We start from the raw sequence: 18,732 nt of genomic DNA, 5'->3' as shown, positions 1-18,732 counted from the left end.
GGAGTGTACTTCCTTGGTACTCGACCGGAATAAAAAGGTTTCCTGACGCAGGCAGGGGACAAAAGAGCCATAGAGTGAACAGCCCCTAGGGCGCGGCCCTCACACGGATGTTCCGCCGTGCGGCCCTGCCCGCATCGTCCACCACCCTCACGCTCACATCTCCTGTCGTGGCCTGCCAGAGCAGCGGCTCGCCCGGTGCGGTGCTGCCCACATAGCTATCGTTGGCAAACCAGAAAAGTTCGTTCACGCCAGCCTCGGCATGGGCTATAAAAACCATGCTGCCGTTTTGCGCGTCCGCAGTGCGGCGGTAAATAAGTCCGCTCTTGGGCTGAATGATGGTGGGCGGCTGACCGGATATTTTCTGCTCGCGGCGGCACTGCTCCTCAAATGGCGGTGGCGGCGGTTTGGGCATGCCCGCGCGGGCAAACATGCGAGCCAGATCGCTGGGCCAGAATTCACATACGCGCTGCTCCGTGCGGCCATCCTGCGGGGCGCAGGCCCGCAGACCGCTGGCCTTGTCTATCAGGATGGTGCGGAACACGCCCGAGGGCGCCACGGGCGACACACCGGGGATGAACCATGTGAGCGTGGTTTCCGGGCAGAGGCTCGTATCAAGGTCGCCCGTTGCCACGCAGACGCGCAGTTTTTCCACATTGAGGCTGGGGGCCGGATCGCGGAAGGGGTCTGCCATGGGTTCCGCCGCCGCCAGCTCGCGGGCCATATCCATAAACAGCGGCGCGGCCACCATGCCGCCCACCAGCAGCGGATTGGCGGTATTGTTGAAATTGCCCACCCACACGGCCAGCACGTAGGGGCCGAACTGCCCCACGGCCCAGGCATCGCGAAAGCCGTTGGACGTACCGGTTTTGAGCCGCACGGGCAGCACTGAGCCGCCCTGCGAGCGGGCCATCTTGTCCGGGTCTGGAGCTTCAAGCATGGTGAGGGTCACAAAGGCAGCCTCCGGCGTCAGCAGCGGCAGGGCGGGCGCTGACGGGGCTTCGTCCGTAAGAAAGCGCAGGGGCCGCCACACACCCTTGTTGGCAAGCATGGCATACAGGCCCGCCAGTTCGCGCATGCTCACTTCCGCCCCGCCAAGCACCAGCGACAGGCCATAGTGGTCTGCGCCATCGGCAAACTCCACCCCGGCGCGGCGCAAAAATTCGTACAGGCTCGGGCGGGTCAGTTTGGCTGCGAGGGTTATGGCTGGCACGTTGCGGCTGGCGCGTAGGGCCTCGGCAGCGGAGAGGGGGCCACGGAACGCGCCGTCATAATTTTCCGGATCATAGCCTGCAAAGCTGTGCGGCGTGTCTGCCAGCAGGCTTTGCGGATGGATGAGGCCCTGCTCCAGCGCAAGAGCGTAGATCATGGGCTTGAGGGTGGAGCCGGGGGAGCGCCGCGCGCGCGTGCCGTCCACCTGTCCTTCGATGGCTCTGTTGAAAAAATCGGCGGATCCAGCTAGGGCGCGCACTTCCATGCTGGGCCAGTGCAGCAGCAGGGCCGCGCAGTTGGTGAGGCCGTAGGCGCTGTGCCGCGCTGCAAAACGGGCAAGCTGGCGCTCTATGCGGCGCTGGGCCGTGGTATCCAGCGTTGTGCGCAGTATATCCGCGCCGGGGCGTTGCAGCAGTTCCGTGCTGAGATGCGGCGCTACAAAGGGCATGTCCTGCGGGCTGTAGACGCGCAGGGGAGCGGATTCCTTTTTGCCGAACCACGTTTCGTTGAGCCTGTGTACGGCCTGGCTGAAGGCCTTGTTGTCACGGGCCGGCCTGCGGCGGGAGGGGTTCTGCGGCACGAGCATGAGGGCGGCGCTTTCCGCAGGAGCGAGCTGGGCGGCTGTTTTGTGAAAATAGCACACCGCCGCCGCGCCCAGACCCTCCACATTGCCGCCGTATGGTGCAAGGTTGAAATAGGCCTCGAGGATTTCTTCCTTGCTGAAGTGCCATTCCAGTTGCAGGGCCAGCAGCATCTGCCGCAGCTTGGCCCCCATTTTGCCGGTTTCCAGCCCGTATGCCAGACGGGCCACCTGCATGGTGATGGTGGAGCCGCCCATGCGGCGGCCTCCCGTCACGATGCCTGCGGCGGCGCGGAAGAGCGAAAGGGGATTGATGCCGGGGTGGTGCCAGAAGAATCTGTCTTCGTAGCGCAAAACGGTATCCACGGCAGCAGGGGGAATGTCCGCCAGCCGTGTGCGGATGCGGTATTTCTGATCGGCGCTAAGGCTGACCCGCATGATGCCGCCGCGTTTGTCCAGCACCATGCGCGAGAACTCCACTCCCGCCAGCGGGTGCGGGCAGGGGGCAAAGGCCAGCCAGAGCAGCAGGGCCGCCAGCGGCAGAGCCAGTACGCATGCGGCAAGTGCCAGACGCCTTCTGCGCCGCAGCAGGGCGCAGAAGGCGTCTGGCATATGGGCAGCCCGGTTCCGCACAAGCGGCAAAGCCATACGGAACCGAACCAGAAGCTTATTCGACAGTGACATTACCGCCGCCCGTGCGGGCGTTTACAGCCGGGTTGTACATGGCTTCCGCTGTGGCTGCGGGCAGTACAAAGCGCCCTCTGGAGGCCGCCCGCACCTTGTAGGTAAAGGTCTGGCGGTCGCCGTTCAGATTCACAAAGAAGATGCCCCTGTCCTCGCGGCGTTCGTAGCGCACCAGCCCGTCCTGCGGCTGACTCTGCCCGTTCTTTTCCAGCACGGGTTCAAAGCCGCCGGGCAGCAGATCCAGCAACACCACGTTGTTGATTTCTCCACTGGCCTGAACCGCCAGTTCAACGGTGATGACATCGCCAAGTCTGGCCGTGGTAATGGCCTCACCCTTGGAATCAAGATAGCGTCGTTGCAGGCTGATGCCATTGGAGGCATCGCTCATGACCGCGCGGTCAAAACCTTCTGTGGTGACCAGCAGGCTGAGCAATGGCTCGCCCTGCGGCATTTCGACGCGGTAGCGGGTGCAACCCGGCGCATCAAGAACAAACGCTCCGCCAAGGGGCGACGCCTTGCCTTCCGCCGGGGTAAAGCCCTGCGCGTACTGCTGGCAGGTCAGGCTGAGGCTGTCCGCCTTAAGGGCTGTTGCTTCACCCATGGCCAGCAGAGTTCTGGCCCCAAGGCCCATATCCACAGTAGTGGCGTTGGTGCTGAAGGCGCTGTCCAGCAGGTCGGCCATGCGCAGTTGTTTTTTCTTTTCCGGGAAGTGACGCACCACCATGAGGGCATGCAGCGCCCGGACTGCGCCATTGCTCATGAATTCGTCATCGCAGCGGGTGAGTGTCGCAGGCATGCGCTGCTCGGCCCTGCGCCGCAGCCGCAGCATGTCGTAGCTGTCCGCCAGAAATGCGGCGGCTATGTCATTTTCCCATCCCTTGAAGTTGTCCTTGAGCCACTGCTCGATGCGCTCCAGATCCTGCGTCATGATGCGGCCATCGCGTTGCAGAATCCAGGCTCCGTAGAGCTTGACGCGGGCATCGGCCATGTCTGTGGGCGAGCGGCCCACAATGGATTCAAGCGTATCGAGCAGGTTGTGTGAAAGCCCCTCGGGCGTGACGGTTCCGCTGTCCCGCAGGGTCAGCAGAAAGTCCGCCGCGTAGGCGGTGACAAAGTCGTTGGCCGTACCGCCGGGCCACAGGCTTACCCCTTCATACTGGGTAAAGTTGCCCATGATGGCGCTCAATGCGGCGCTGATAACCTTGTTGCCGCGCTTGAGCATGGCTTCGGGGCTGATGTTGGGATTGCGCAACACCTCGTGCCGCGCCTCGGGCGAACCCAGAAGGGCCGCGTAGGGCATGGCGCGGCTGATGAGCTGCTCCGTGCAGCCGTAAGGGTAGGTGTCCAGCCGCGCAAGCAGCGAACGCAGGGCAAGCACGGGCATGGCGCCCACACTGGCCTGCCCCTGAGCCTCAAAAGGATACAGGTTGCGCTGCACGTCAACGCTTGTGGGGCCGCGCAGCGGGGTAACGCTCTCCGTGCGCAGACGCGGCATGGGCGGGCGTATGGATACCGTCTGCATGCGGATGACGGGCTTGTCTGCCCCGATGTTGTCTGGCCCGGCCTTGTCTGCCTTGGGATTTTCAAGGCTCGCGGTAAAGCGCACGGCGGCTTCGCCAAGAATATCCTGCGCCCGCATGCGGAAGTTGATGGTTGCCTCGCCGTTTTCGTCCACAGTCACAGTCTGGGGGGCGGGTTCCTGAGCAAAGGCCAAGCCGCCGGAGGCGCTTTCCATCTTCACGCGCACCCTCGCGCCGGGGCCGCTGCCTTCAACGGTGTTGGCCACAACCAGCGCGCCGTCAAACTCGTCGCCGGGGGCGGCAGCCAGCGGCAGCAGAGGTTTGAGAATAAGTGTGCCGCGCACTTCCATGGAAGCCTCTGTTCTGCCTGCCAGGGCAAGACCCTGCTTGGGCGCGGCGCTGCCCACGGCCATAATGCGGATTTTGCCGCTGGTGTACTGCGGCACGGTAAAGCGCACCTCTGTACCCTTGGCGTCCACGGGCACAATCTCTTGCCACAGGGCAAAGGGCGGCTCGCCCCTGCGTTTGAAAGGATTGAGGAAGCGCCCGCCGGGGCCGGACATGTCGCCGCCGAAACCGGGAATGCGCCCACGCAGGCGCGCATGGTCGGGCATGAGCAGGTCAAATATCTGGGCGGTGCTCACATCCAGCGCCCGGTCGCCCAAAAGGTCGCGCAGCGGGTCTGGCGTGGTAAAGCCGGTGAGTTGCAACACGCCTTCATCCACGGCAAAGATCAGCGCGCGGCCCGGCACCCGTGAGGTAAGCCGCACGGTGACGGTATCGCCCGGCAAGGCTCGCGCCGGGGCGGTAAGGGCAAGGCCCAGATCGCGCTGGTCAATGCCCGCCATAAAGGGAGCCACGGCGACCACATGCGGTTTCATGTAGACCACGTCCGAATCCAGCGAACGGGCGTAGGAAACGTTCACGTAGCCCCGACCCTGAAAATCGGCGGGAATGTGGATTTCCTGCACGCTTTCACCAGCCTGGGCCGTGAACCATGCCTGAGCCAGTACGTTTTCGCGTTCAATGGTGATGAGGCCCGCGCCCGCATAGGGCGTGGAAATGCGCATCTTGATGGTGTCGCCGGGGGCGTACTGCTGCTTGTCGAGCTTGAGGCGCAGATCGCCCTTGGCAAGGGATTCGGTGGAAAGTGCCGAAGGCTGGGCAAGCCTGTCGCCAGCCACCGTGTAGGGAATGACCGCCAGCACGGCCCCGTCCGGCTGCCGCACGGTGAGCAGAAAATCGCCCGCATCCGTGGTGGGTAGGGGCAGGGAGAGACCCTGCGCGCCGAGATCAAGGGTTTTGCGCGTCAGTTCCGTATCAACGGGCGTGGCATCGTAGCGGTATTCACCCCTCGAATCCGTCACCAGGCTGTTGACGTAGCGCCGGGCGGAAAAGACTGCTTCGGCCTTGGCAAGCGTGACAGGTGCAAGGTCGTTGTTCAGCACCAACAGGCGCAGGGAGGCCTTGGCGTTTTGCGGGATATAGTCAAGGTTGTTGACCTCGCCCTCGGGCTTGTAGCCAAGGGCCACCGCCAGAGGCGAGAACAGCGCATCAAGCTGGCGGGTAACGGCCCTGCCGCCCGCAGGCTCAAAGCCTTCTATCTGCACGGCCCCGCGCAGGGTACCGGCCTGCAGCCTGCCCAGAGGCAGGGCAAAGGCGGCTATGCCCTTGCTGTCGGTAAAGGCCGCAGGCAGTTCCAGAGACTGGCCTTCGCCTTCAAAGCCCGCAGGTTCATAGAATGTATAGTCTTCGTAGCCTGCAAAGTGCAGGCGGCTTTTTCCCGTGCGCAGGGTCGCCTGAACGCGGTGATTGGCCGCAGGTTCGCCATACAGATTATCCAGCCGCGCCTGCGCTTCCACAGCCGGGGCGTCCTGCCCGGTGCGTATCCAGCCCTTGGGCGCTGCGGGCGTAAACGAGGCCGCAAGGGCCAGAGTGTCGGGCTGGAATTCTTCAACGCGTACACGGGTGCTGCCCAACACGGGAGAAGCGCCGGATCGGGTAGTGTCCCCCGGCAGGCGTACATCAAGCTGGTACGAGCCAACGGCTGCATCTTCGGGGCAGGCCCAGTCAAAGGAATTGAGGCCGTCTTCGCCCACGGTAAAGGCGCGGCGCATGACCTCCGCCCCGGTGGGGCTGACAAGCACTGCCTCCAGCGGCAGACCGGCGGGCATGGGCTGCCAGTCAAACCGCCGCACAATGCAGCCAAAGTGCAGGGTTTCGCCCGGCAGGTAGATGCCGCGCTGGCTGAAAACCGAGGCGCTCAGGCCATCCGCCGAGGTGTGGCGGCCTGAAATGGCAAAGTTGCTGTAATCCACCATGCGGGTGGCATCGTCCAGCGAGAGCCATGCCAGATCCTGCGGGCCAACGTCCTTGCTGGCGTTGGCGTTTTTTCCGGCTGCGGGGGCCAGAGCCACCACGGCCACGGGGCGTTTTTCGCGTTCAAGGCCATTGGCGGGCGGCAGGTCGGCGCGGCCCTGCGCGTTGGTGACGGCGCTTTGCAGCGGCAAACCGTTAAGGCCCAGCAGGCGCACCTCCGCGCCCTGTACGGGCTGGCCTGTGCCCAGATGCTGCACAAAGACCGTGCGCGCTCCGTCCCCCGCCATTTTGACGGTCAGACCCATATCTGTGACCAGCAGCAGGCGGGCAGCATAGGCAATGGATTTATCGCCGCTGTATCCTGTCAGCTCTATGCGCATGAGGCCGTGCACCGGCTCCTTGCCGCCGCGCAGCAGCGGGGCCAGATCAAGCACGGGAAAGGAAGAAGCGCCTGCCTGTTCCTTGCGCACTTCAATACGGCCTTCCACTACCTCGCTCATGACGTCCATATCCGCCGTGGGGTATTCAAACCCGGATTCCTTTGCGGCAAGGGCCAGAAAAGGATCGCGGACGCGCTCGGCGCGCCAGGCCACAGAGGTAAGACCCGTGGCGTAAATATCCAGCTTTTTCTGGCCGCTCAGGGTCAGCACGTTGCCGGGCTGCAAAAAGCCCACTTCGGTGCCGAGGGATGGTACAGTCATGATAAAGCGGCGCACCTGCGCGGTTTCCGGCCCTGCGGTGGAGGGCAGACCCTTGTCCACGGCGGCCAGCAGCCCGCGCCCGGCCTCTGCGGGAATGCGCAGCAAAATACGGTCTGCCGGTTCATCGGCTGCCTGCATCAGCTCCGGCTTGAGGCGCGTGCCGTTTTTAACGTCATCAGGGCTGATGGCGGGCATTTTTGTCCAGTCAGCGTCTTTCCCGGCTTCGGCGGTGAGCTTGCGGGGCAACTGGATAAGCTCAAGCTTGCGCAGCAGCTCTGTGGGCAGGACGCGCAGGGTGGTTTTGACCTCGAGCTGGAATTTTTTGTCCAGCTTGTCGTCATAGACGGGATTAATGGTAATTTTAGTTACATCCATCAGGCGGGCGCGTCCGGTGATGGAGAAGAGGGCCTCCACGCTCGGCGGAGCCTTGGCATCCTTTTTGGGCGCAACGACCACGCATTTGCCCGAGCCTTCGGCAAAGGCGGGCAAACCCTTGATGCTGATGCGGGCGGCGGCATTGTTTTCCGGCAGGGCTGTGACGGGCGCGGTGACAACCACCTCGTCGCGGCGTTCGTTCCACACAAGGCGGGGCGCGCCGAGGGCCAAGCCGCTTTTGGCATCGCTGGGAGTGATAGTGATGCGCCCATCCATATCCTGCGTGCCTACGGGCCAGATAAAGCGCAAGGGCACGGAAACGGCATGCGCGCCCTTGGGCGAGGGATCAATCCAGAAGGTTTCCTTGCCCACGCGCACGGCCTGGGGCTGGGTGGCGTATACGGCCTGCCGCTTGAGAGAGAACCGTCCCGGTAAAGCCATTTTTTCCAGCGAAATGGCGTAGCGGGTGTCGGGCGTCAGGTGCTCCTTGGGGGTAAATTCCATGGTGGAGTCGTCCGTCCAGCGCCACACGCCAGCCACTGGCGGCGTCATGCGCACGCCCTCCACAACGCGGCCCTCCTCCCCGGCGGGGGAAGAGGCGCACTGGCGCGACCAGTCCGCGCCGTATTCCTTTTTGCAGCGGGCTTCATCCACCTGAAAAGTTATGGAAAACCCTTCGCGGCGCAGCCAGTTGTCCTCCTGCGGATTGCTGGGCGCGGCCACCCGGTAGGCAGGCCCGGCCAAAGCAGGAGCGGCTTGCAGAAAAACGGCCAGAATTATGAGCAGGAAACGCAGTGGCGTTGTCGGCATGATTCCTCCGCAGTGCGGTAAAGGGCAGGAGCGAAAATCCGGTGCCCGCATGGCCCGGAGCGCTGCAAAACAGGTGGAATTATGAAGGAAGCGTCCGCTAACGCTAGGCGTTAACAGGTGCTATGCTATGAATGCCGGATTCGGCAGTATTTGTCTACGGCGGTCGTGAAACAGGGGCGGGGGCAGCCGAATTGCGCCGGGGGGAGGCGCAAGCCGTGATAGATGAAAAGTGTGCAGTGGTGTGCTGTGTGGCAATTTATCTGCGCACACAAAACATGCGGAATCGCGGCAGCCTCGTGCGTTACGTCGTGCCCTGATCCGGCTGACCCGCGCTGATTTGTACGCAGGCCTAGTGCGCCAACCTGGGGCAGGCCCGGTCTTCAAGGTTGTCCGCATTGAGCCACATATGGCGGATGATGCCGTCCACAAGGCCTATCTTGGGTATGACAAGCTGCTTTGCACCCGACATGTCAACCACACCGAGGAATATGTCCAGTGCCGGGACAATAACGTCCGCCCGGTAGGCGTTGAGGCCGTACTTTTCCATGCGGCCTTCTAGCGGCAGGGCCAGCAGATCCTTGTACAGAGCGCGCAGTTCCGGCGCGCCAACGGGCTTGCCATCCCGTTTTTCAAGCAGTTTTGAAACCTTGTTGATATTGCCGCCAGAGGCGATGACGCATTCCGGCGCATAGGTTTCGCCCAGTCTGCGCATTTCTGCGGTAAATCGCTCGCGTTCCGCCGGGTTCACCGCCTTGGCGAGAATACGCACCGTGCCGAGCTGAAAGGAAAAAGCCTCTTGCAGCTTGCCGTCGCGCAGTGCCACCACCTCTGTGCTGCCGCCGCCCACATCCACATACAGGGCGCTGCTCACATCGGTGTATCGGGCAAGGGCATTGGCGTTAAAGAGAATCTGCGCTTCTTCCAGCCCGCTGATGATATCTATGCGCAGGCCTGTTTTTTCACGCACCAGATTCATGATGTCCTGCCCGTTGGCAGCATCGCGCATGGCGCTGGTGGCGCAGATGCGGTAGTGGTCAACCCCGTAGGCCCGCATGATGTGGGCAACGCCGATCATGGCGTCCACAAAGGCGGCCTGCTTTTGTTCAGAGATGGCCCCGTAAAGGAAAACATCCGTCCCAAGGCGAATGGGAATGCGAAGATAGGCGTTTTTTTTGACTGGCTTGTCGGGGCTCAGCTCTTCAACATTGCTGATGAGAAAGCGTATGGCATTGGAGCCCACGTCAATGGCGGCAAGCATACTGGGTTTCACTCTGTCTCCTCTAGAGCGTTGAACACTTGAAATACTCGCTTACGACAGGCAAAGCCTGCCTGCTCGCATTTCGCGACAAGGATTTTCAGAAAAATCCTTGCAGAGCAGTTAACTCTCTCATTCGTAAACTGATCTTGCGGCAGTGGGTGAAATGCCTTGCGGTAGTTACCGCACGCCTTGAGGCGCGGTTCGGCAAGACTACACCAAGACCGCAGGAATATACACTGGTTTTTAGGGCGAGTGGTGCAGGAAAGCCTGCGCCTTCAGAGCTGCTTTGCATTGACTGCCTGCATATCGGAGCGTTTTTTTCAGCGCTTAGGCAGAGCAGCCAGGCCTTTGAATGGCAGGCAGCGCTAAGTTTCGGTCATTGAGACAGCCATATCGTCGCGCGTGGTGGCAGGTGTCGTGCGCGCGGGCCTTTGGCTTTTGGCAGCGGATGACCGCGATCTCTTTGCCCGGCTGGTTTTGGCTTGGGCCACAGGCGCATCTGCCGCAGGGTGGGCGGCCATGCGGCTGTAATATTCGTGCAGCACCGTTTGTGAGCGGCAGGGGGCCACGGATTCGCCCTTGCTGTATTTGTTGACCCCGGTGCCGTCTAAAATACGGGCCTTGACGTTATCTGCCCACTGAATGTCGAAAATATCCCGCAGATTCTGGCGCAGGGCCGGGCAGTGGACAGGGGCCGCCACCTCCAGCCTGCGGTCAAGATTACGGGGCATCCAGTCGGCACTTGAGATATAGGCCAGCTCGCTGCCGTTGTTGCAAAAGAGCGCAATGCGCGCATGCTCAAGAAATTTGTCCACAATGCTGATAGCCTGGATGTTTTCGCTCAGCCCCAGAATCTGCGGCTTGAGGCAGCAGGCGCTGCGCACGATAAGGCGTATTTCAACCCCGGCCTTGCTGGCGCGGTAAAGCAGCCGAATCATGGAATCATCGGTAAGGCTGTTGAGCTTTACGTGGATATAGGCCTTTTTCCCGGCCTTGGCATAACGTATTTCGCGCTCGATGGCGTTGGTGAAAAAGGCGCGCATGCATTGGGGAGCCGCCACCAGCTCCCGGCACGAAACCGGCTTGTGCGAGGCATTGAGAAAATTGAAGATGGTGCGGGCGTCTTCCGCAAATCCGGGATTGGCGGACAGAAGGCCCATGTCGCTATACAGGCGGGCTGTGTCTTCGTTGAAGTTGCCGGTGCCGATATAGACATAACCTGTTTTTTTGCCGCCCTCGGCGCGCTCAACAAGAATGACCTTGCTGTGCACCTTGAGGTCTTTGAGGCCGTGGATAACGCGCACCCCGCCCTGATGCAGCATGTCGATGCTTTTGACGTTGCGCTCTTCGTCAAAGCGGGCCATGAGCTCCACGCAGGCCGTAACCCGTTTGCCGTTCTGCGCTGCGTTTATAAGGGCGTTGATGATGCGTGAATGGTCAGCAGTGCGGTACAGGGTGATGGAAATATCCGTCACCTTGGGGTCGATGGCCGCCTCGCACAGAAATTCCACCACATGATTGAAAGTATGGTAGGGGAAGTGCAGCAAAATATCCTTGCTGCGCACCACCTTGAGAATACTGGAAAATGGTTTGATGTCCGGATGGGTGAGGGCGGGCATGACGGCGTTTTCCAGATCTGGCCGCACGCGCGGAAAGTTCATGAGGCTGCGCATCATGTGGTAGCGCGCGCCGGGGTCAAGCTCGCTTTTTTTGAGGTTGAGTTTTGAGGCCAGCAGAAAGAGCAGGTCTTCTGGCATGGCGCTGTCGTAGATGAGGCGCACGGGGCGACCCCGCAGGCGGTGCTCCAGGCCTTCTTCCATTTTTTCAATGAGGCTTTTGGACACATCGTCGTCAAGGCTCAGCTCCGCATCGCGCATTACCTTGAAGGTGTATGCGGAAATGCGGTCGTAGTTGAACATGAAGAAAATATTGTTCAGGCACAGTCTGATGATGTCGTCCACAAAGATGATGTCGTGGCAGCCTGGGGACGAGGGCATTTCCACAAAGCGCGGGCAGGCGGCGTTGACGGGGATGCGCAGCACCGCATAGCGGCATTTGCCCGGCGCTGCGTCCGACTCCATCTTGACGGCATGGTATATCTGGCTGTCTTGCAGAAAGGGCAGCCGGGCGGATTTGTTCAGAATAAGCGGCACCAGCTGCGGATAGACCACATTGCCGAAATAGCCACGGCAAAAGGCATCCTGGCCTTCGCTGAGTTCTGTTTCATCGCGCACGCGTATGCCCTCGTGCTCCATGGCATCCAGCACTTCCTCATAGGTTTCGCGAAAGGCCGTTTGGGCGGTGGCGGCCTTGTCATTAACGCGCTGCAAGGCTTCGTCCGGGGTCAAGCCGCCCATGAGCAGCGGCTTTATTTTGCTCTTGGAGCGAGTAAGGCGCACAAGGGAAGCCACGCGAACCTTGATGAATTCGTCCTGATTGCTGGAAAAAATACCCAGAAAGCGCAGCCGCTGCATAAGCGGCGTGGAGTGGTCGCGGGCTTCCTGCAATATCCGTTCGTTAAAGCTGAGCCAGCTCAGTTCCCTGTTGTTCATAACAGCCGAAGGCTTCATCGTATGCTCCCGAGGCAATGGTAAAACGGCAGGGCAATAACTACCCGCGCTTACGACTGTTATGTATGATGGATTTGTTACAATTACGTGGCGCAAGCCCGTATTTGTCGATGCGCCGGCAAGGCTCTGCAGCTTTTGCCACGCGCCAATAAAAAGGGCGTCCACCTTTGCATGGCGGACGCCCCGATGGGTGTTGCAAGGTATGTGTCGCGTTAGCCGCGCTTCATGTCGGCCACCAGCTGACTCAGCGTGTTGGCCTGGGTTGCCAGATCCGCCACAGAGCCGGAAGCGGCGTTCATGGCGTGGGCCGTCTGCTCGGAGCGTTCGTTGACCTCAAGAATGGACTTGTTGATCTCTTCGCTGCTTGCGGACTGTTCCTCGCTGGCAGTTGCGATGGCGCGCACCTGATCGGCTGTGGAAAGCGCGTTGTTGACGATCTCGCGCAGGGCTTCGCCCGATTTGTTGGCATACGTTGTGGCGGTTTGCACCTGCTCAAGGGCGTTGTCCATGCTTTGCACGCTCTTGGATGTGCTTTGCTGGATGGCAGCAATGGCGTTGCCCACATCGTTTGTGGAAGCCATGGTCTTTTCCGCCAGTTTACGTACTTCATCGGCCACCACTGCAAATCCGCGACCGGCTTCGCCAGCACGGGCCGCTTCAATGGCGGCGTTGAGGGCCAGCAGGTTGGTCTGGTCGGCTATGTCTGAAATAACATTCATGATGCGGCTGATGGCCTGGGCATGCTCGTTGAGCGTACCCATGTCATCCTTGAGCGCCATGGAAACCGAGTGGACGCGGTCAATGCTTTGCAGGGCCTGCTGCACAATTTTTTCACCGTTTTCGGCATTGGCCCTGGTCTGGTCAGACATGTCTGAAGCGGACGAGGCATTGCTCGCCACCTCGCGCACTGTGGCGTTCATCTGATTCATGGCTGTGGCAGCATCGCCGAGGCGCAGGGCCGACTCGCTCGAAAGGTGGTTGGCCTGGCCTATGTGGGCTTCAAGCTCGTTGGACGCGGAGGAGATGACCTTCACCACTTCTTCCAGTTGCATGGCGGCAGAGAGCATGCCCTCGCGGCGGGCGTTTTCCGCCTCTTTGCGGGCTTCTTCGGCCTGCTCTGTGGCGGCTTTTGCAAGGGCTGTCTGCTGCTCGGCCTCCTCGCCTTTCTGGCGGGCAGTGGTGATCATTTCCTGCAGGTTGCCAACCATGTTCAGCAGGGCAGCGTACAGCTCGGCCAGCTCGCCGTAGAATTGCCGGGCGTCAAGGTTCACGTTGAGATCACCGGTGGCGACCTTGTCGGCCTCTTTAACAATAAGGCTCAGGGGCCGATTGATGGAGCGCGCGATGGCCCAGGCGATCAGCAGCATGATCAGGGCCACGCTGAGGGTAATGACCACGCTGGCGCGCACGGCGGTGTTGGTGGTCGCAAAAATTTCTTCTTCGGACTGGAGCATGAGAATCTTCCAGCCGTGCGTTGTTGTGAGCACATTGGCGCGCACTTCCTGCCCGTTCACAACGGTTTGCAGCGAGCCGTCCTTGGTGCCAAAGAGCTTTACGAGGCCGGGATCCTGTATGTCCTTGCCAATGATTTTGCCCGTCAGATCCTTGTTGCGCGGGTCGCAGAGGATGCGCCCCGTGTTTTCGAGCAGCATGAAGTAGCCGGTCTTGCCGAAGTTGAGCTCAGCAAAGCGCTGCGACAGACCGTTGAGCGAAACGTCGATGCCCAGAACGCCTGTAAAGTCGCCCCGGCGCGAAAACATTTTGTGCGTGATGGCCACCACCAGCTCACCAGAGATGGAAAGGTAGCTGTCGGCCAGGCCGACCTTTTGCGTAGAAGCCGCTCGCTGCGTGTACCAGGGGCGTTTGCTGGTATTGTAGCCAGCGGGCACCTTGGCATTGTCGGCAGAGGTTGCGTAACTGCCGTCAGTGTAGCCTGCGTAGGCTTCCACGTAATCCTCGGAGCCTTCGTCAAGCCTCACAAGAGGTTGAACAGTTTTGAAGGCATCTACCGAAAGATCGGCGCGAAGAAAAACATCGGCTTCTTTATTATTGGAGAAGTTGGGGAAAAGCCCTACAGCTTCAGCAATGTAAGGTTCCTGCGCCAGCAGGGCAACGTCGCGTTCTGCGCCGCTGATGAATGTTTCCACATAGTTGTTCATGAGACGCAACTGGGTTGAGGAATTGGAAATATAGCTTTCCTCTGCATTGTTGCGCATGGTCATGACCATGAAGGGCAGGGTGCCTGCTGCCATCACAATAATTGTAAAAAGGAATCCCAGGATAACGCGCAGTCTGATAGTCATAGCAAGGCTCCTGCTCAATCTGAAATGGACGTGCGTCCAGCCTGGCGGATCTGACGCATAACTAAGCTATCGGTTTGTTTTCCAGAAGCTTAATATCTGAAATGCAAATGTAACATGAAAAAGGCGATGGGGGATGGCGACACATACGCATTATCCCCCGTGCGCGCAAGAGGGGCAGGTCGCGCTTGCCTGCTGCCCATGAGTGCGTATACCGTCAGGTTGCAATACGTCAGCATCCGGTGTTGCTGCGCGGTCAGGCTGCGTGCCGCCGGTTAATCAAATTAAAGATCGGGAAGGTTTTTGCATGAGTGCAACAAGCTTTTGGAGTAAGTGCAATGTGTCGGGCATTACCCATAAGGGCGAAGAATTCCTCAAATTTGTTGGGCCTGGCCTGCTGGTGACAGTGGGATTTATCGACCCCGGCAACTGGGCCGCCAATCTGGCCGCCGGGGCGGAATACGGTTATTCCCTGCTGTGGATGGTGAGCCTTTCCACCTTTATGCTCATTGTATTGCAGCACAATGCGGCGCATCTGGGTATTGTGACGGGCAAATGCATGGCCGAGGCCATAACGGAGTATTTTCCCTGCACCATTGGTCGGCTTGTACTGTTTAGCGCCTTTGGCGCTTCGGTCATGACCAGCATGGCCGAAATCCTCGGCGGGGCCATTGCCCTGCGCATGCTCTTTTCCATCCCTTTGCCCATTGGCGCAACCCTCACGGCCCTGTTGGCTGGCGGCCTTTTGCTGTTTAATTCGTACAGCAAGGTTGAAAAGTGGATCATCGGCTTTGTGTCGCTGATCGGCATCGCCTTTTTGTACGAGCTATGGCTGGTGCCTGCCGGATGGCTCCCTCAGGCTGCCGTGGGCTGGGTGATGCCAGCCTTTCCCGAAGGTTCCATGCTGGTGATCATGAGCGTGCTTGGCGCGGTGGTCATGCCGCACAATCTTTTTTTGCATTCCGAAATTATTCAGAGTCGCCAGTGGAATCTTGAGGGCGATGCCTTTATCAAAAAAAGGCTCGACTATGAATTTTTTGACACGCTCTTTGCCATGCTGGTGGGTTGGGCCATCAACAGCGCCATGATCATTCTGGCTGCCGCTGTGTTCTGGACAGCGGGGGAGCACGTGACGGAACTTGAACAGGCCCGCGACCTGCTTAAACCCCTGCTGGGCGACAACGCCTCCGTGATTTTTGCCGTGGCCCTGCTGTTTGCCGGGGTGGCCTCGTCCGTCACCTCGGGCATGGCGGGCGGCATCATGACATCGGGCATGGCGGGCGAGGCCTACAATACAAAGGACAAGCACAGCGTCATGGGCATTGTTGGCTCGCTGGGCTGCGGCCTTGTGCTCATCTGGCTGACCAGCGACCCCTTCAAGGGCTTGCTGCTTTCGCAGATGGCTCTTTCTGTGCAGTTGCCCATCACCATGGTTTCGCTGGTTGCGCTGACATCGTCCCCCAAGGTCATGGGCAAATACGCCAACGGCAAGGGCACAAAGCTGCTGCTCTACACGCTCACGGGCATCGTGACCGTGCTGAACATCATGCTGCTCTTCAGCGCGCTGGATTAGCGGTACTTCACAGACTGCCCCCGCATGTGCCGTACTGCGCGCCAATATTGTATCGAACTGTGGTCGCGGTACAATATTGTTTGGACTCCGGCTGAGGGTGAAAGGTAAATTAACTTACATATCGGTATGTTGAGCTGAGCCTTGCATCGGCATGTTCCTTGCTCTACCCAGAGCGGTTCCCAAACTTTTTGCGGAAAGAGGCACCATGAAAAGGCTTGAACATCTCATGCAGGCATTGCAGCAGCAGGATGACATCCCCGTTATGGGCAAAACCGACCTGCTGCTCTATGCCCCCTGCCCGGTAAAGCTTGTGGTCAAGGAGCAAATCGAGGCCATTGCCGCAGCGGCAACCCCGCCCCTGACGGCGCATATCCCCATGGGCTGCACCTCGGTTGATCCTTACGACCCGCTGTATATGGAATCTGACGCAAACAAGCTGCCCGCCGTTATAGCGTCCATTGGCTACGGCGACTTCTGGCGCGGTGAATTTGTGCGGCGTTTTGTCAACACGGGCATTTTTGAAAGCGTGCAGCCCCGCGTGCTGAACCCTCTGTACGCCGATGCCGGACTGATTGACCCCGCCGGGGCCTATACCATCTACGGCGTGACTCCGTACATTTTTCTGGTAGACCACAAAAAGCTGGACGGCCTGCCAGCGCCGAAAAACTGGGCAGACCTCATGAATCCCCGTTATCGCGGGCAGATTGTCATGTGCGGCGATGGCGACGACATGGCTGATGCCGTGCTGCTCAACCAGTACAAGGATTTTGGCGAACCGGGGGTTACCGGGCTTGCCGCCAACATCAAAAGCTTCATGCACTCCTCGCGTATGGCAAAGGTCTGCGGCACCGCCGCGCCCGATGCCGGGGGCATCTTTATCATCCCCCTGTTTTTTGCCGAAAGCACCAAACTTCCGGAGCATGTGGAAATTGTCTGGCCCGAGGACGGCGCAGCCGCAAGCCCCCTCTATCTGCTGGCAAAAAAATCAGAAAAAGCGCGTCTGGCCCCGGTGCTGGACTTTTTTGCCAATGGCTTTGGCGGCATAGACAGCGCCGCCTGGTTCATCCCTGTGGACGGTTCGCGCCCCTCGCAGTTGCCCGCAGGGGCAAAACTCAAATGGGTGGGCTGGGATTTTGTGGAAAGCAACGATGTGAACAGCCTGCGCGATATTCTGGCCTTGAAGTTCCGGCGGTTGCAGGCGGGCACGGCATGCGTCTCATAACGGTGGCGGGGCCGCCCGCGTGCGGCAAGACCTCGCTTGTGGTCAGGGCTGGCGCGGCCCTGAAGGCGCGGGGCGCAACCTGCGCCGTCATCAAGTTTGACTGCCTGCAAACCCGAGACGACGAACTCTACGCAGCGGCGGATATTCCCGTTTCCGTGGCGCTTTCCGGCGGGCTATGCCCCGATCACTTTTTTGCCACCAATCTGGAAGAAGCCTTTGCCTGGGCCGCAGAAACCGGGGCCGACATCTGCATTATCGAAACAGCAGGCCTGTGCAACCGCTGTTCGCCGCATCTGCGCGGGGCTTTGGCCCTGTGCGTCATCGACAACCTCATGGGCATAGACGCGCCGGAAAAAATCGGGCCAATGCTGCGGCTGGCCGACGTGGTTGCCGTGACCAAGGGGGATCTGGTTTCGCAGGCAGAGCGCGAAGTCTACCGCTACCGCATCCGGCAGATGAACCAGCGGGCCGTTATCCGTCACGTGAACGGCCTGACCGGACAGGGCTGCGCGGAGCTTGCCGCCATCATGGCCATTGCGCCGGACATCGCCTCCGTAACCGACATGCGGCTGCGCTTCGCCATGCCCGCAGCCATCTGCTCCTATTGCCTGAGCGAAATGCGCATCGGCGCGCGTTACCAGAAGGGCAACGTCAAAAAGGCGGAATTTGGAGAAGGCCATGGAGCGTGAAAATATGGAGCTGGCCCTGCGCAGCCTGAGCCTGACCCCTGGGCGCGACAAGGCAGGCCAGCCGGAAAAAACGCAGATTCACTTCCGCCCCGGTGAAATCACGGCTCTGTTGGGGCCAACGGGCGCTGGCAAGAGCCGCTTTTTGAGCGATATTGAGTCGCTGGCCGCAGGCGATACCCCAACTGGCCGCACCGTGCTGCTCAACGGCGCAGAACCCGATGAAGACACGCGCTTTGATCTACAGGGGCGGCTGGTGGCCCAGCTGACCCAGAACATGAATTTTGTGCTGGATATGGGCGTGATGGATTTTTTGCGCACCCACGCCCTGAGCCGCGAGGTGCCAGACCCCGAAATTGCTGCGGCCAGGGTTTTTGCCGCCGCCAACGAACTGGCTGGCGAATCCTTTGACGGGTGTACGCAGTTGACCCAGCTTTCCGGCGGGCAGTCGCGCGCCCTGATGATTGCGGATACAGCCCTGCTCAGCTGGTCGCCCGTGCTGCTCATTGACGAAATTGAAAATGCCGGAGTGGACAAGCGCAAGGCCCTTGATCTGCTGCTGGCCTCGGACAAGATTATTGTCATGGCAACGCACGATCCTGTACTGGCCTTGGCGGCAGACAGGCGGCTGGTGTTCGAGCAGGGGGCCGTGTCCGCTGTGCTGGCGCGCACCCCGGCGGAAGACGCCCTGCTGGCCCGACTGGAAGATATGGAAAAGCACTGGTCTGACGTGCGCGAGGCCCTGCGCAAAGGGGCGGACATGTCGCCCTGGATTATTTAGCGGGCATTCTTTGCGGGGGAAACGCCCCACACTAATAATCATCTGTTTTGCTTGCAGTTTTGGCAGGCTCCGTCTGAAGCAGGGGCAAAGAGCAGAATGCGCAACGTGTAAAAGGCAGAGGCCGTCCCTTGGGACGGCCTCTGC

9 protein-coding genes are annotated in these 18,732 nt (G+C 60.3%); 4 read left to right on the top strand and 5 right to left on the bottom strand.

The features are described 5' to 3' along the window. Positions 1-85 precede the first annotated feature (85 nt). From pbpC to QZ383_RS06155, 5 genes are all read right to left on the bottom strand, one after another. Entirely contained in the window at positions 86-2,473 is a 2,388-nt protein-coding gene (gene pbpC, locus QZ383_RS06175; protein ID WP_291443941.1) for a penicillin-binding protein 1C, read from the bottom strand. Next, a complete protein-coding gene (locus tag QZ383_RS06170) occupies positions 2,457-8,198 on the bottom strand; it encodes an MG2 domain-containing protein (RefSeq protein WP_291443939.1) in 5,742 nt (1,913 codons plus the stop codon). Before QZ383_RS06170 ends, pbpC begins: the two co-directional genes overlap by 17 nt. 349 nt (positions 8,199-8,547) lie before the next feature. Then, on the bottom strand, positions 8,548-9,468 hold the full coding sequence (locus QZ383_RS06165; RefSeq protein WP_291443937.1) for a hypothetical protein: 921 nt from the start codon (positions 9,466-9,468) through the stop codon (positions 8,548-8,550). A gap of 353 nt (positions 9,469-9,821) precedes the next feature. Continuing rightward, positions 9,822-12,026: a polyphosphate kinase 1 gene (gene ppk1, locus QZ383_RS06160; RefSeq protein ID WP_291443935.1), complete on the bottom strand. Its 2,205-nt coding sequence runs from the start codon at positions 12,024-12,026 to the stop codon at positions 9,822-9,824. Positions 12,027-12,238: 212 nt separating this feature from the next. Further along, the gene (locus tag QZ383_RS06155) at positions 12,239-14,329 is read right to left on the bottom strand and encodes a methyl-accepting chemotaxis protein (protein WP_291443933.1); all 2,091 of its coding nucleotides are present in this window, start codon (positions 14,327-14,329) and stop codon (positions 12,239-12,241) included. A 304-nt stretch (positions 14,330-14,633) separates the two neighbouring features. Here QZ383_RS06155 and QZ383_RS06150 point away from each other — a divergent pair, with 304 nt between their 5' ends. The 4 genes from QZ383_RS06150 (at position 14,634) to QZ383_RS06135 (ending at position 18,588) form a co-directional block, all read left to right on the top strand. Then, positions 14,634-15,899 (top strand): Nramp family divalent metal transporter, encoded by a 1,266-nt coding sequence (locus QZ383_RS06150; protein ID WP_291443932.1) that lies wholly within the window; start codon positions 14,634-14,636, stop codon positions 15,897-15,899. A 205-nt stretch (positions 15,900-16,104) separates the two neighbouring features. Then, a complete protein-coding gene (locus QZ383_RS06145) occupies positions 16,105-17,121 on the top strand; it encodes an ABC transporter substrate-binding protein (RefSeq protein WP_291443931.1) in 1,017 nt (338 codons plus the stop codon). Continuing rightward, positions 17,109-17,810, top strand: a complete 702-nt coding sequence (locus QZ383_RS06140; RefSeq protein WP_022659565.1) for a GTP-binding protein — start codon at positions 17,109-17,111, stop codon at positions 17,808-17,810. The genes QZ383_RS06145 and QZ383_RS06140 overlap by 13 nt, the downstream gene beginning before the upstream one ends. After that, positions 17,800-18,588 (top strand): ATP-binding cassette domain-containing protein, encoded by a 789-nt coding sequence (locus tag QZ383_RS06135; protein WP_291443929.1) that lies wholly within the window; start codon positions 17,800-17,802, stop codon positions 18,586-18,588. Before QZ383_RS06140 ends, QZ383_RS06135 begins: the two co-directional genes overlap by 11 nt. Positions 18,589-18,732 lie beyond the last annotated feature (144 nt).

This window comes from Desulfovibrio sp. (assembly GCF_019422935.1).
Lineage (GTDB): Bacteria > Desulfobacterota > Desulfovibrionia > Desulfovibrionales > Desulfovibrionaceae > Desulfovibrio.
Note: the sequence above shows the minus strand (reverse complement) of the source record. Positions and strands in the feature narration are given on the sequence as shown.